A 15,002-nucleotide genomic window follows, 5' to 3' on the forward strand; every position below is an offset into this window, starting at 1 on the left:
ACTGTCATTGTCCGGCTTGACCGGACAATCCAGTACTTTCATATTCTGGTTCCCCGCTTTCGCGGGAACGGCACCTGCCGGCAGGCAGGTCTGGATACCCCGATTAAATCGGGGTATGACAATTGAAAAGGAGGGGTGTTATGCAAGTCTTGATTCTTTACTATTCCAAAGGGGGCAATACAAAAAAGCTTGCGGAGATCATTGCAAAAGGCGTGGAGTCCGCCGGCGTAAAGGCTGTAATGAAAACCACGCAGGAGGTTACAAAGGATGACTTTCTTAATTCCGCAGGAATAATTGCCGGCTCTCCTGTTTATTTCGGGGTAATGGCTGCTGACCTTAAGCGGATATTTGACGAGTTTATCGGCACCAGGAGAAAAATTGGCGATTTTAAAGTCGGCGCTGCCTTTGCCACTGGAGGTCATCACACAGGAGGCAAGGAAACTACCATTATTTCCATCCTTCAGTGCATGCTCATATACGGAATGATTATAGTAGGGGACCCTATGAGCGCATCTGGACATTACGGCGTAGGCTGTGTAGGCGCGCCGGATAAAACAGCTGATGATGAGGGCTTTAAGCTCGGCGCGCGTGTGGCAGAACTTTGCAAGAGATTAAAAGGATAACTTTATGGACTGGATAACTGACCCGCAGGCATGGATAGCGCTGGCAACACTTACAGCGCTTGAAATTGTGCTGGGCATTGACAATATTATTTTCATCTCCATACTGACAGGCAAACTGCCTGTGCATCAGCGGAGAAAATCGCAGACCATCGGCCTCGCGCTGGCAATGCTTACGCGCATTATGCTTTTGTTTTCCCTTACATGGCTTATGCGACTTACCGCACCGCTTTTTTCCGTGCTGGAAAACAACATCTCAGGCAGGGACCTTATCCTGATTACCGGCGGGTTGTTCCTTATTGGCAAAAGTACATTTGAAATTCACGACAAGCTTGAGGGCGAGGCTGGGCATTCTTCCGGCCGGACTGCGGCTTCCTTTGCAAGCGTTATCATACAGATAATGTTCCTTGACATTATTTTTTCGCTTGACTCCGTCATCACTGCCATAGGCATGGCAAATCAACTGATAATTATGGTTTTGGCAGTTGTCATTGCAGTAGTGTTTATGATGATGTCGGCAGGCAGGGTAAGCGGTTTTATTGAAAGGCATCCGACAATAAAAGTGCTTGCGTTAAGCTTCCTTCTTCTAATAGGCGTGGCCCTGATAGCTGATGGACTTGATTCCCACATTCCCAAAGGCTACATTTATTTTGCAATGGCATTCTCTGTATTTGTGGAGATGCTGAACATCAGGGTGCGGCGCCGAGCCGTCCCCGTTAAACTTCACCAGTCGTATGTTGAAGAAGACGGCAATAATCCCTGAAAATGGTTTTGTTGACAGTAATCACGTCTGCTATTTATAATTCTAATAATAAGGATACCTAAACTACTCTGCGACAAAACCTCAGGGTAGTATAATCATAACGTCATTCCGTGCTTGACACGGAATCCAGAATTTGTACTACAAAAACTGCAAACTACTGGATTCCCCGATTAAATCGGAGAATGACAGCCAAAGGAGTTTACTATGTCTTTAAGAAAAAATTTCAAGATTCTTTTAACTATTGCCCTTGCATCAGGCATAATCTTTTCTGTTACTGCGGGATTCACTCCCAATGCTTATTCTGAGACGCCGAAGATTTCAAAAGAATCTGTAGATGTTCTCACAAAAACAGGCCAGGCAATGGCAGATGTGGCAGCCGCTGTTAAACCTGCTGTTGTAAATGTGTCAACTTCGCGCACCGTTAAAACCCCCCAGAGTGATTTCGGCCCGTTTTTTAACGACCCGTTTTTTAGAAGGTTTTTTGGCGATGAATTCAGCCAGAGGCGGATGCCCAGGGAACACAAGACAGAAAGCCTCGGCTCAGGAGTGATTGTATCGCCTGACGGGTATATCCTTACAAACAACCATGTCATTAAAGATGCCGATGAAATAAAAGTTATGCTTTCAGACAAAAGGGAATTCAACGGCACGGTCAAAGGTGTTGACCCAAAAACAGACATCGCCGTCATTAAGATAGACGCCGTAAACCTCCCGACAGTTCCGTGGGGAGATTCTGACAGGCTACGGGTAGGCGAAATAGTGCTTGCGGTTGGAAGCCCTTACGGGCTTAACCAGACTATAACAATGGGCATAGTCAGTGCAGTAGGAAGGGCAAATGTCGGCATTGCTGATTATGAAGATTTTATCCAGACAGACGCCGCAATAAATCCCGGCAACTCAGGCGGGGCAATGGTCAATGCAAAAGGCGAGCTTATCGGCATCAACACTGCTATCTTCAGCACAAGCGGCGGGTATCAGGGCATTGGTTTTGCAATACCGAGCAACATGGCAAAGACTGTCATGGACAGCCTTATCAAAAAAGGCAAGGTCATACGCGGCTGGCTCGGCGTATCAATACAGCCGGTTACCCCTGAGCTTGCAAAACAATTTAACCTAAAGGAAGAATATGGCGCGCTTGTCAGTGATATCGTTGAAAAAAGCCCGGCTGAAAATGCCGGCATTATGCGCGGTGACGTTATCATTGAAATTGAAGGCAAAAAAGTTGACGAACCTGATCATTTAAGAAATATGGTGGCAGGCACTCCTCCGGGCACTGAGATTAACCTTAAGGTGATAAGAGAAGGCAAATCAAAATCCTTTAAGATTACAGTAGGCGAACTTCCTGCTGAGATGCAGAAGACGACAGGAGGCGAATATGACAATGTCCTGAAGGGCGTAAGCGTACAGGATTTAACCTCTGAGATATCAAAGCAGTTAAACATCCCTTCAAGGATAAAGGGAGTCGTCATTACCGATATTGCAGAGGGAGCTCCTTCAGAAGGAACCCTCAGGCAAGATGACGTTATTGTGGAGATAAACAGGAAGAAAATTACTGACATCAAGAGTTATGAGAATATCGTCTCAAAGATAAAATCAAAAGAAGATATCCTGCTGACGGTTTTTAGAAACGGGGCTGCAATTTATATACCGCTTTCTTGGAAGTAAGCGAAGTAATCACAGCGTCCCGAAGCTTCGGGACGCTGCAAAGTCCAATGCCGCATTCAAGCCTTCCTTTGTCAATGTCGGATAACCGCGCAGGATATCCTCTTTAGTCATGCCGGATGCAATATTTTGCAGTATTAAGGCAATAGATATTTTTGTGCCTTTTTTCTCTCTTGCAGTGCCAATTTTTTCCAAGTAGATATTTAGTCTTAGTTTGGTGAAGGGTTGTGATTTACCAAGTCTATACAGGGATTTCTTCTGGCTTGAGCCAAACAATTTTGCCATTACGCCATACAACAACCGGGTTGCCAGCCTGTTTGTGTTTCAACAGAGCATCCCTTACACCCCGAGTAAGCGCCTTAGTTATCTTGTCAGGGTCAGCAAAGGCTTCTGCTATTCTGTCTTTATGTTTTTCTTTTACCGCCATATGTTACCTCAATATTATGCCAGATATCTGAATCATTTACCACTAATCCTTGTTTATGATCGCAATAGGCTATCAATGCAGGTTCTTCACCTGAGTTGTCATAAAAAAACCATGTATCCGATAGGGGGCAATAGAGCTTAAAAAAATTCCTAATACCAGCATGATAACGACGTCTGATGGTTTCTTCAGGAACATTGTGTCCGCCCATACGTACCCTTTCTGCCACACGGTCAATAGCAAATTCTTCATTTGGCAGCCATAAAAAAATCAGATGAAGTGCGTAACCTGTCTTACGAAGTTCAGTAATCCATGGAGCAAAAGTACGGCTTGCTAATGTTGTTTCAAAGGCAAAATCAACACGTTTTTTTGCAAGATAATGTATGCGCTCAAGCATAACACGTCCTGCATGAAAAACTGCGCCTTCAGGCTGAAATCCGGAGAGACCTTGTGCTATTAGGTCTGCATTAACAAACTCGGTAACCTTAAGCGTACCTTTCAGTAAGGAAGGCGCGGTTGTTGATTTCCCTGCACCGTTAGGGCCTGCAATAACTATAAGATTTTGCCGCTGAATTTTCATGTTAAGTATAATTTTGTTGCGACTAAACGATTAAGGCTCTATCTGATTTTTTCATAACCTCAATCAGGGGCTTATTCAGCTTCTCCGCAATTTTTTTGCAGTCTTCATATTCAGGCGCGGATTTCAGAATCTCATTCCCCAGCTTTGAAATTTTCACGCGTACATTTCCAAACTCAGTTTTTACTGTCTTAATCTCACGCTGTAATGTAATTCTGTCTGCCTCATAAAATCTTACTCCAATGCTTGTTGTCTCTTTTAAAATTATTTTGATTAAGCCCTCTTTTTTATCCGCACTGCACAGCACGGTAAGCACTATGCCGGGCCTGTCCTTTTTCATAATTACCTGTGTTAAAAATACGTCAAGCGCGCCTGCCTTAAAAAGCCTCTCCATAACGTATTCATAAACCTGCGGGTTCATATCGTCAATATTGGTTTCTATAATAGTAACCCCCTGACCCCTGACCCCTGACCCCTGACCCTCTCCCACAAACACTCTCAAAACATTCGGGTGCGTTTTAAAATCCCTGCCTCCTGCGCCTATGCCGATTTTAGAAACGCTCATCACGGGCATCTGCCCGAAACCGTCAGCAAGCGAGGATATGAGCACTGCGCCTGTCGGTGTAGTAAGTTCAAATTTTGTATCCGATGAATAAACAGGTATGTACTTCAGTAATTCCAAGGTTGCAGGCGCGGGCACGGGCAGTATGCCGTGCTCTGTCTTTATCATGCCGCTTCCTAAATTCAACGGGGAAGCATAGATTTTTTTTACCCCTAAGATATCCAGTCCGATTAACGCGCCGAAAATATCCACAATGCAGTCAACAGCGCCGAGTTCATGCAGATGGACTTTATCAACCCTCTCCCCATGCACCTTTGCCTCTGCCTCAAAAAGCCGTCTAAAGATTGATAAACCTTTCTGCTTTACAATATTGGGAAGGGAAGATTTTTTAATTATTCTCTCTATATCCTTCCATCTTCTGACTTCTGACTTCTGACTCCTGACTCCTGTTTTTAAGATGACCTCAATCTTCGTCGCCAAAAATCCCGCGCGTTTCACTTTCCGTGATTCTAATTCATACCCGCGCATAGGAAGTTTGGAGAGTTCCTTTTTTAATTTTTCAAGGGGAACGCCGGCATCAACCAGCGCGCCCAGAATCATATCACCGCTTATGCCTGATGAAGTGTCAAAGTATATGATCATAATAGTTCTTCGTTAGTGTGTCATTCCCGTGAAAACGGGAATCCAGAATACAAAAAATCTGGATGCCCGATTAAGAATCTCGGGCATAACAGATCCTTATAACGTATTTATTTTATGCGCTAAAACCCCGGCGCCGAAGCCATTGTCAATGTTCATAACCGCAATGCCCGGAACGCATGAATTAAGCATTGCAAAGAGCGCTGTTAATCCCGCAAAGCTTGTGCCGTAACCGACAGATGTAGGAACAGCAATCACAGGTTTGTCCGTCATCCCGCCCACAACAGAGGGAAGGGCACCTTCCATGCCTGCAACAACAATTATCACATGCGCTTTTTTCAAATATTCAGCATTCCCCATCAGCCTGTGGAGCCCTGCCACCCCTACATCATAAACAGTGGTTACACTGCTTCCAAGAAATTCCGCAGTCACCGCCGCCTCTTCCGCAACAGCAATATCAGAGGTCCCCGCGGTCAAAACAAGCACATGGCCCTTTTTCTTTATTTCCCCGCCGATTGAGATCATGCCTGATGCAGAATGGAATACGGCATTTTTTATTTTCAGGGAATTATAAATCCTCTCCGTTGCCTTTGAAATAAGAAGCCTCCGACTCTTTTTATACATTGCCTCTGCAATCTTTATCACCTGCTCCTCAGTCTTGCCCGCGGCAAAAATAACCTCCGGAACTCCGAGCCTGAGATGCCTGTGGTGGTCCACCTTTGCAAATGAAATGTCCTCATACGGCAGGTGCTTGAATTTTTTTACTGCCTCATCCACGGAGATACTGCCTGATTTTACAGAATTTAGAATTCGTTGTAATTTTTTATTGTCCATAATTTTAACCTGTCATTCCGCACTTGATGCGGAATCCAGGGTTCCCCGTGAAAACAGGGCTCTAAATCCTAATGTCTGGATTCCCGCCTTCGCGGGAATGACAAAAACCATGTTAGAACTCCGCCTTAAGCGCCCTTGTCATAAGCAATCTTACCGCATCCCCGGGATTTTTACCCTGATAAATAACCTCATAAACCTGCTCAACTATCGGCATTTCTACATTATGCTTTTTTGAAAGCTCATAGGCAGACTGTGCAGTCGCCACCCCCTCTGCAACGCTTTTTTTGGCTGAAAGAATGTCTTTGAGCTTTATTCCTTTGCCGAGATTTATGCCTACGGTATAATTCCTTGAAAGCGGTCCTGTGCAGGTAAGCACAAGGTCGCCAAGCCCGCTTAAGCCTGAAAAGGTCCTCGGGTCAGCACCCATCGTCTTCCCCAATCTCACAATCTCTGCAAGCCCTCTTGTTATAAGCGCTGCCCTTGCATCATGCCCAAGCCCAAGCCCGTCTGATATGCCTGACGCTATTGCGATGACGTTCTTGAGCGCGCCGCCAAGCTCAGCCCCAAGCACGTCAGTGTGAGTATAAACCCTGAAATAGTTCGTATTGAAAATTTCCTGAAGCCTTTGTCCTGTTTCAGGATTGTCTGTTGCAAGCGTAACAGCCGTAGGCAATTTTTTAATCACCTCTTTTGCAAAGCTCGGGCCGGAGAGCGCCGCCGCCTGCCTGCCTGTGATTTCCCTAATGATTGCCGATACCGTAAGCAGGGTCTTTTGTTCAATGCCCTTTGAGGCGCTGATGATTACGGCGCTTGGCGGAATAAGATTTGCCGCTTTTTTAAATATGGCGCGCGTAAACTGCGCCGGCACAACGCTTAATATGCAGTCAGCATTTTTTACCGCATGTTCAATGTCGTCTGTTGCCTTTAAATTTGCCGGCAGGTACGCCTCAGGAATATATATGCTGTTTGTGTGTGCATTATTAATCTCAACAGCAGTCTCTTTCTCAAACGCCCAGAGCAGGACCTCATACCCTTTTCCGGCAAGCAGGCTTGCAAGGACCGTTCCCCAGCTTCCGGCGCCTATGACAGTAATGCGTTTCATTTCTTTTGTCCCTTTTCTATCTTCGCCCATTCATCTTTTAACGTAACCGTGCGGTTAAATACAAGCTTCCCTGCAGATGAATCAGGGTCCACGCAAAAATAACCCAATCGCTCAAATTGAAACCTCTCGCATGCTTTTGCGCCAGCAAGCCCCGGCTCTGTCTTGCACAATGTCAATTTTTCAAGAGAGGCTGGATTTAAAGCAGCCTCCTCCGTGTCAGTCTTTAAAAAAAGCTGGTCGTACAACCTTACCTCCGCAGTGACCGCATGCGGGGCAGAGACCCAGTGCAGGGTTGCTTTGACCTTGCGCTTGTCAGGCGCATCTCCGCCGCGCGTCTCAGGGTCATATGTGCAGTGAATCTCAATCAGCTCTCCTGTTTGGGGGTCTTTGACAACACTATTGCATTTGATAAAATACGCATACCTAAGCCTCACCTCGCGCCCGGGCGCAAGACGGAAAAACTGTTTGGGCGGATCCTCGCGGAAATCCTCCTGTTCAATGTACAGTGTTTTTGAAAAAGGAACCTTGCGCATTCCCTTTCCCGGGGCTTCGGGATTATTCACTGCGTCAAGCTCTTCACTCTGATTTTCCGGATAGTTTGTTATGATGACCTTAAGGGGACGGAGCACTGCCATGACGCGCGGCGTTTTCTTGTTTAAATCCTCGCGCACGCAGTATTCAAGCAATGCCGAGTCAACCACGCTGTCCCTTTTGGCAACACCAATGCGCTCGCAGAAATTTCTTACTGCCTCAGGCGTATAGCCGCGCCTTCTTATGCCTGCTATTGTAGGCATCCTCGGGTCGTCCCATCCCGCAACCTGCTTCTCATTCACAAGCCCGATAAGCTTCCTCTTGCTGAGCACCGTGCGGCTCAAATTAAGACGCGCAAACTCTATCTGCTGAGGATGATAAATGTTCAGCTCATTTAAAAACCAGTCATAAAGCAGGCGGTGGTCTTCAAATTCAAGCGTGCAGATTGAATGTGTGATGCCTTCAATGGAATCCGATATGCAGTGCGCATAATCATACATCGGATAAATGCACCACTTGTTTCCTGTCCTGTGATGTTCAGCGCGAAGAATGCGGTACATGACCGGGTCGCGCATATTGATATTGCCCGATGTCATATCAATCATTGCCCTGAGCGTGCGTGAGCCGTCCGGGAATTCTCCCGCGCGCATGCGCTTAAATAAATCTAAGTTTTCCTCAACAGGGCGGCTGCGATACGGGCTTTCTTTGCCCGGCTCAGTCAACGTTCCGCGGTATTTTCTGATTTCATCAGCGCTCAAATCGCAGACATACGCCTTTCCTTTTTGAATCAACTGCACGGCATATTCATACATCCGCTCAAAATAATCTGATGCATAATAAAGCCTGTCCTGCCAGTCAAAGCCAAGCCACCTCACATCTTCTTTTATTGATTCCACATACTCAACTTCTTCTTTTGACGGGTTTGTGTCATCAAAGCGCAGGTTGCAAAGCCCTTTAAATTCAGCGGCAGCGCCGAAATTAAGGCAGATGGATTTTGCGTGTCCTATGTGCAGATAGCCGTTTGGCTCCGGCGGAAAGCGGGTATGGACCCGGCTGTCGTTTTTGCCTGTCCGAAGGTCTTCCTTGATAATCTCCCGGATAAAATCAGCGCGGGAGGCATCGGTTGTGGATATATCTTTTTCCATAAATTATATCTCTTATGCGGGTTTGATGGGATATTTTAACACATTAAGTAGTTTTATCAGAGGGCGTTTTCTATCCTATCGTCTTTATCGCCTTGTCCAGTCTCTTCAGCGCTTTTTCCTTGCCCAGCACTTCAAGCACTTCAAATATCCCCGGGCTTTCCGTGCCGCCGGTCATGGCAACGCGCACAGGCTGTGCAAGGTCTTTAAGCTTGACCCCGTGCTTTTCTGTAACCGCCTTAAATGCCCCTTCAAGCTCCTGATGGGAGAATCCTGTAAGGGATATCAGGCTGCTTTTCAGCTCTGATAATAATTCCCTGCTTTTTTCATTTAGAAATTTCTCTTTTGCTTTTTCGTTGTATTCAACCTCTTCGGCAATATAGTATCTGAGTGAGTTTGCAAGCTCCACCAGCGTCTTTGAACGTTCTTTAAGGGTATTATTTGCCTTTGACAGCCATTCTTTATTTAATTCCTGCCCCTCGCTGATTATTTTGTCTTTAATAAGAAACAGCAGGACCAGTTCTGCAAGTTTTTCAGCCGGCGTATTGATAATGTACTGGCCGTTAAGCCAGAGGAGTTTTTCAGGATTAAACACTGCCGCCGCCTTGCCGACATGTTCAAAAGAAAATTTTTCTATCAACTCTTTGCGGGAAAATATTTCCTGGTCCCCGAAAGACCATCCGAGCCTTACGAGATAGTTAACAAGTGCGTCCGGCAGAAAGCCCATTTCCTGATATGCCATGACAGCGGTTGCACCGTGTCTTTTTGAAAGCCGCGTCTTGTCAGCGCCTAAAATCATGGGCAGATGCGCAAATTTAGGAATTTCATAACCGAGCGCCTTGTAAATGTGTATTTGTTTGGGGGTATTGTTAAGGTGGTCGTCCCCGCGGATGACGTGGGTGATATTCATATCTACATCATCAACAACAACCGTAAAATTGTATGTAGGCGTTCCGTCAGAGCGGAGGATAATCAGGTCGTCAAGCTGTGAATTATCAAATATAACCGCCCCTCTTATCAGGTCGTCAACAATAGTCTGCCCGTCTGCCGGCATTTTAAACCTCACTGCAGCGCCTTGTTCTTGACCCCTTGAATCCTTGACCCCTTGAACCCTTTCTGTCGCTCTGCACCTTCCGTCATATTTTTGAGGCAGACCTTTTGCCGCCGCCTCTTTGCGCCTTGCCTCAAGCTCTTCAGGGGTGCAGAAGCAATAATACGCCTTGCCCTCTTTCAACAGCTTATCAACATATCCCCTGTAAACATCAAACCGGTCCGTCTGCCTGAACGGTCCCTCGTCCCATTCAAGCCCAAGCCATTTCATCCCTTCAATTATTGCCTCAATGTATTCGTCTGTTGAGCGGCTCCTGTCCGTGTCCTCAATTCTTAAAATGAACGCGCCGCCCTGGTGTCTTGCAAGGAGATAGTTGAAAAGCGCTGTTCTTGCGCCTCCTATGTGAAGGTGCCCGGTCGGGCTTGGTGCAAATCTTACGCGTATTTTATCAGGCAAAATAAAACTCCTTTGAATCCAATTGGCTGGTTTACAGTCTGTCACAGCGGTGGTTTGTTAATTTATCCCATGTGTGTTCGTCTATTTCAGAGATATAGTCCTGTATAGAAAATTCTTTACCGCACCCCGTGCAGTATAAGCGGACATGGCTTCAACTGAAAATTACTCTTAGCTCCCCTTCACATTTTTTGCATTTCATTATTGCCCTTTCTCTGTAGTGGAATCAATTTAATTCTTTATAATATCATATTTTAATTTCTTAAGCCTCTTTTATCCTCCCCTTGTTTATCAACATCCTTTTTTTGCCGTTTTTATAAATCATCCATACGGTCGGTTTGAAAAATATATAGTCCTGATGAAACGGCGTGCTTACCTTGCCTCCGAAGGAGCTGTTGTCGCCAAAGGCGATGTGGATTGTGCCGAGGATTTTTTCGGTCTCAAGGATGCTGTCAGGTCTTGATGCCTTATCATTAGTTCCAATGCCGAGCTCTGCAATATTTGCATTCTCCGGTCTTTCTGAAAACTTTTTTCTTAAAAAACCCGCGTATTCTTCTTTCCCTTTTACATCAACGGCTATTCCGTTTTTAACGGTAATTGTTATCGCTGATTTTAATTTTTGTGTCGGCGCCCACTCTAAAATTAATTTTCCGTTAGCCGTGCCTTCAACTGGCGCAAAATAGACCTCTCCTGCAGGCAGGTTGCTGTAAGCGCCTTTTTGTGTGATAATCCCTGTATCTGCTTTTGCCTTACGCCCCCTTTTTGAAAATGAAATGTGCGTGCCGTTTGGCGTTCTTATCTTCACCCTGTCTGCTTTATTTATGGTTTGCGCTATTTTTTCAGTCCTTTCTGCCATTTTCCCCCAGTCAACGTTCATTGCGCCTTTGAGCATTCTCTTTTCAAAAAGCGGCATGCTTGCATAGCGTGCCTTGCATATTTCCGTAAGAAATCTGCGGAAATTTGTGTGCGTTGTTGAATAGTGTGACAATGCAACTACAATATTGACTGAATCTTTTTTAAATTTTTTTATTATCTTTTCTGCCTCTTTAAGACTGGCTTTATTTATTTTTTTATCACGCAGGGGCTTAAAAATCTTTTTAGCCTTTAATTCTTTTACTACATTCCTACTAAATGCCTTTAGCCATAAAGCCTCTGGAGGCTCTGCCCCGTGACTGCCTGTAACCTGATATTTCAGAAAAGCAACTCTCTTTGTAAAATTTTTTCCCTCTTTTGTAATTAATTTTGCCGTTTTGGTCAACTCATTACTGTATCTATCCGTAAATACAATAACGCTTTCGCTCTTTTTAATCTTGAAATTTACCTTGTAGATATTTGTTATTGTATTTTGAATAACATTTTTCACATTAAGCTCCGTATTTTACTTGTCATTCCCGCAAGCCCCGAACAAGTTCTAACAAACCGGAATAACTGCGGGGTATTTCATTATAATTTATTGTCAAGTCTTTATTCTTTTTTATCTTTATTCTTTAATAATCCTTTTAGAAGTAGTAGTAATAATGTAGGTAGATTTGTGAATTAAACAGAAACAGCATGATAATTAATTAAAATTAATGTTAAAAACTTCACCGAAAACCATAGAATGTTTTCTTGACAAACAGCAGTTGAAATGATACGCTTTTAAGTCGGTTATATTTATTTTTAATTAATGAGTAGGTTATAATTCTTTATCCACCAAAAATCCACAGGTATTAACAAATTGCTAAGGAAATAGATAGAAAAAAGGAAAGTAAAGGTATTAGAATGTCACGCAGATATAATTTTAGCGCAGGACCGGCAATGCTTCCCAAGGAAGTGCTTGAGAAAGCTGCTTCAGAAATGATTGACTGGCGCGGCAGCGGTATGTCAATTATGGAAATGAGCCACCGCGACAAGGAATTTATTGCAGTTGCAGAAAAAGCCGAAGCAGACCTGAAAGAGCTTTTGGCAATACCGCAGAATTATAAGGTTTTGTTTCTTCAGGGCGGGGCTTCGTCTCAGTTTGCCATGGTGCCGATGAACCTTTTAAGAGGCCGGAAGACCGCTGATTATATTAATACGGGGCAGTGGTCAAAAAAGGCAATATCAGAGGCAAAGCGTTACTGTAGTGTAAATATTGCCGCGACAAGCGAGCCGACGAAATTTACAACAATACCTGAGCCCGCAGAATGGTCCCTGAATCCTGAGGCAGCTTATGTGCACTACACGCCTAATGAAACAATAGGTGGGGTTGAATTTCCGTATATTCCTGAAACAGGCAGCGTACCGCTAATTGCCGATATGTCTTCAACAATACTTTCACGGCCGCTAAATGTTTCAAAATTCGGAGTTATTTATGCCGGTGCGCAGAAAAACATAGGACCTGCAGGGCTGACAATTGTAATTATACGCGAAGATCTAATAGGCGGAGAACTGCCTAGCACCCCGACAATGTTCAGCTATAAAATTCATGCCGAAAACAACTCTATGTACAACACCCCGCCCACGTACGGCTGGTATATTGCAGGGCTTGTATTTGAATGGATTAAGCAAAAAGGCGGACTAAAGGCAATGGCAGAGATTAACAGGCGCAAGGCGGGGAAGCTCTATAATTTTATAGACAATTCCGCTTTTTATAAAAACCCGGTAAGCATTTCCTGCCGCTCTTGGATGAATGTGCCGTTTACGCTTGTCAAACAGGAGCTTGACAAGAAATTTCTTGAAGAGGCAGGCAAAGCCGGGCTTGTTGCGCTTAAGGGACACCGCTCTGTCGGAGGCCTGAGGGCGAGTATTTACAATGCCATGCCGGAGCAAGGCATTGATGCGCTTATTGAATTTATGGCGGACTTTAAAAAGAGCAATGCTTAAAATAAAAAAAGGGAGAAGCTTATATGGAGTATTTTTTGTCATTCCCGTGCAAACCTGCCTACCGGCAGGCAGATGGGAAGCCAGAGGATTGTTTTTACTGGATTCCTGCTTTCGCAGGAATTACAGCTTGTTTCCGAAACGTTATATAATATTTGAACAGAAAGAGAAACTATGAAAGTTCTTGTAAGCGACAGCATATCTGAGAAAGGCGTTAATATTCTAAAAAAAGCCGGGTTTGATGTAACCGTAAAGACAGGGCTTAAGCCCGAGGAGCTTAAGGCGGAGATCGGCACATACGACGCCCTTATCGTAAGAAGCGCCACAAAGGTGACGGCAGACATCATAAGCGCCGCCAAAAACCTGAAGGTTATAGGACGCGCAGGCTCGGGGCTTGACAATGTTGATAAAAACGCCGCCACCAAGCAGGGCATTGTGGTGATGAACACGCCCGGCGGCAATACAATTACCACAGCCGAGCACACAATGGCGCTGCTTTTTTCCATGGCGAGGCTCATACCGCAGGCAACGGCCTCCATGAAAAGCGGCAAGTGGGAAAAGAAAAAATTTATGGGTATTGAGCTTTACAATAAGACGCTTGGAATAATAGGTTTTGGCAATATCGGCGCCCATGTGGCGCGTATGGCTCACGGCATAGGGATGAATGTAATTACCTTTGACCCGTTTTTGAATGAGGAAAAGGCAAAAACGCTGGGCGTTAAGGTCGTGGAGCTTGACGAATTAATACAAAAATCGGATTTTATAACCATACACACACCGCTTACAAACGAAACAAAATATCTTATCAATGCGGAAAAAATTGCCATGATGAAAGATGGCGTGAGGATTATTAATGCCGCAAGAGGCGGAATTGTTGATGAAAAGGCGCTTTACAATGCGCTGAAGTCAGGCAAGGTAGGCGGCGCTGCGCTGGATGTCTTTGAAAAGGAGCCGTCTGACACCGTGTCCTGTCCGCTGCTTGAGAGTGATAACATTATCTGCACCCCGCATCTCGGCGCAGCCACAGAAGAGGCGCAGGAAAATGTTGCAATTGCCATTGCAGAGCAGATAGTAGAATACCTTGTCTCAGGGACCATCAGAAATGCGGTCAACTTCCCCTCGGTGCCTTCAGATGCCCTGCCGAGACTTCAGCCTTACATAAATCTTGCGGAAAGGCTCGGCAGTTTCCTCTCACAGGGTATAAACGGCGGCATTAATGAGGTCACAATAGAGTTTATGGGCGAGGTGACGAAGCTTACGCTTGCGCCAATAACAATTGCCGTGTTAAAGGGGATTCTGACGCCCATACTTGAGGAAACGGTCAATTTTGTAAATGCGCCCTTAATTGCAAAGGAACGCGGCATTGCCGTCAGAGAAATTACTACAACCGAGGCCGGTGATTATCACAGCATGCTTAAGGTCAGGGTAAAGGTTGATTCAAAGGAACACATTGTCGCAGGCGTGCTTTACGGCAAGAAAGAACCGCGCATCATAACAATAAATGATTTTGCCATAGAAGTAGTCCCCGAGGGGGCGATGCTGGTGCTGTCAAATGTTGACAAGCCCGGCGTAATTGGGAACGTAGGCACACTGCTTGGCAAAAACAATATCAATATCGCACGGATGCAGTTTGGGAGGGAGCAGTTAGGCGGCAGGGCCATATCTGTTGTCAGCATAGATACGCCTGCGTCAAAAGAAATACTTGCAGAGATAAAAAAACTTCCCAATGTCCTTTCCGTAAAACAGATTTATCTGCCGGTATAAAATAAGGGGTCAAGGATTCAAGGGGTCAAGTTTACGA

General features: G+C 45.1%; 14 protein-coding genes. 5 read left to right on the top strand and 9 right to left on the bottom strand.

Annotation, left to right across the window (positions count from 1 at the left end):
• Positions 1–140 precede the first annotated feature (140 nt).
• The 3 genes from HZA10_06220 to HZA10_06230 all read left to right on the top strand — a co-directional run bounded on the left by HZA10_06220 (position 141) and on the right by HZA10_06230 (position 3,048).
• A complete protein-coding gene (locus HZA10_06220) occupies positions 141–623 on the top strand; it encodes a flavodoxin family protein (protein MBI5195898.1) in 483 nt (160 codons plus the stop codon).
• 4 nt (positions 624–627) lie between these two features.
• Complete coding sequence (locus tag HZA10_06225) at positions 628–1,383, top strand: TerC family protein (GenBank protein MBI5195899.1); 756 nt, start codon at positions 628–630, stop codon at positions 1,381–1,383.
• 204 nt (positions 1,384–1,587) lie between these two features.
• Positions 1,588–3,048, top strand: a complete 1,461-nt coding sequence (locus HZA10_06230) for a DegQ family serine endoprotease (protein ID MBI5195900.1) — start codon at positions 1,588–1,590, stop codon at positions 3,046–3,048.
• Between the two features lie 9 nt (positions 3,049–3,057).
• Here the strand turns inward: HZA10_06230 and HZA10_06235 are convergent, their stop codons facing one another.
• The 9 genes from HZA10_06235 to HZA10_06275 all read right to left on the bottom strand — a co-directional run bounded on the left by HZA10_06235 (position 3,058) and on the right by HZA10_06275 (position 11,723).
• Positions 3,058–3,330 (bottom strand): DUF433 domain-containing protein, encoded by a 273-nt coding sequence (locus HZA10_06235; protein MBI5195901.1) that lies wholly within the window; start codon positions 3,328–3,330, stop codon positions 3,058–3,060.
• Entirely contained in the window at positions 3,287–3,472 is a 186-nt protein-coding gene (locus HZA10_06240; protein MBI5195902.1) for a hypothetical protein, read from the bottom strand. The genes HZA10_06235 and HZA10_06240 overlap by 44 nt, the downstream gene beginning before the upstream one ends.
• Entirely contained in the window at positions 3,450–4,049 is a 600-nt protein-coding gene (locus HZA10_06245) for a zeta toxin family protein (protein MBI5195903.1), read from the bottom strand. The genes HZA10_06240 and HZA10_06245 overlap by 23 nt, the downstream gene beginning before the upstream one ends.
• A 22-nt stretch (positions 4,050–4,071) precedes the next feature.
• Entirely contained in the window at positions 4,072–5,253 is a 1,182-nt protein-coding gene (larC, locus tag HZA10_06250; protein MBI5195904.1) for a nickel pincer cofactor biosynthesis protein LarC, read from the bottom strand.
• A gap of 93 nt (positions 5,254–5,346) precedes the next feature.
• Positions 5,347–6,081, bottom strand: coding sequence for a nickel pincer cofactor biosynthesis protein LarB (larB, locus tag HZA10_06255; GenBank protein MBI5195905.1), 735 nt, complete (start codon positions 6,079–6,081; stop codon positions 5,347–5,349).
• A gap of 112 nt (positions 6,082–6,193) precedes the next feature.
• Positions 6,194–7,183: an NAD(P)-dependent glycerol-3-phosphate dehydrogenase gene (locus HZA10_06260; GenBank protein MBI5195906.1), complete on the bottom strand. Its 990-nt coding sequence runs from the start codon at positions 7,181–7,183 to the stop codon at positions 6,194–6,196.
• Positions 7,180–8,859, bottom strand: coding sequence for a glutamine--tRNA ligase/YqeY domain fusion protein (locus tag HZA10_06265; GenBank protein MBI5195907.1), 1,680 nt, complete (start codon positions 8,857–8,859; stop codon positions 7,180–7,182). Before HZA10_06265 ends, HZA10_06260 begins: the two co-directional genes overlap by 4 nt.
• A gap of 70 nt (positions 8,860–8,929) precedes the next feature.
• Positions 8,930–10,363 carry a glutamate--tRNA ligase gene (gene gltX, locus HZA10_06270; protein MBI5195908.1) on the bottom strand — a complete coding sequence of 478 codons (1,434 nt, stop codon included), beginning with the start codon at positions 10,361–10,363 and terminating at the stop codon, positions 8,930–8,932.
• A gap of 259 nt (positions 10,364–10,622) precedes the next feature.
• A complete protein-coding gene (locus tag HZA10_06275) occupies positions 10,623–11,723 on the bottom strand; it encodes an aminopeptidase (GenBank protein ID MBI5195909.1) in 1,101 nt (366 codons plus the stop codon).
• 398 nt (positions 11,724–12,121) lie between these two features.
• Between HZA10_06275 and serC the strand changes: the two genes are divergently transcribed.
• Both serC and HZA10_06285 read left to right on the top strand, forming a co-directional pair.
• Entirely contained in the window at positions 12,122–13,204 is a 1,083-nt protein-coding gene (serC, locus tag HZA10_06280; GenBank protein MBI5195910.1) for a 3-phosphoserine/phosphohydroxythreonine transaminase, read from the top strand.
• Positions 13,205–13,375: 171 nt separating this feature from the next.
• Positions 13,376–14,965 carry a phosphoglycerate dehydrogenase gene (locus tag HZA10_06285; GenBank protein MBI5195911.1) on the top strand — a complete coding sequence of 530 codons (1,590 nt, stop codon included), beginning with the start codon at positions 13,376–13,378 and terminating at the stop codon, positions 14,963–14,965.
• Positions 14,966–15,002 lie beyond the last annotated feature (37 nt).

This window comes from Nitrospirota bacterium, from assembly GCA_016212185.1.
GTDB lineage: Bacteria > Nitrospirota > Thermodesulfovibrionia > UBA6902 > DSMQ01 > JACRGX01.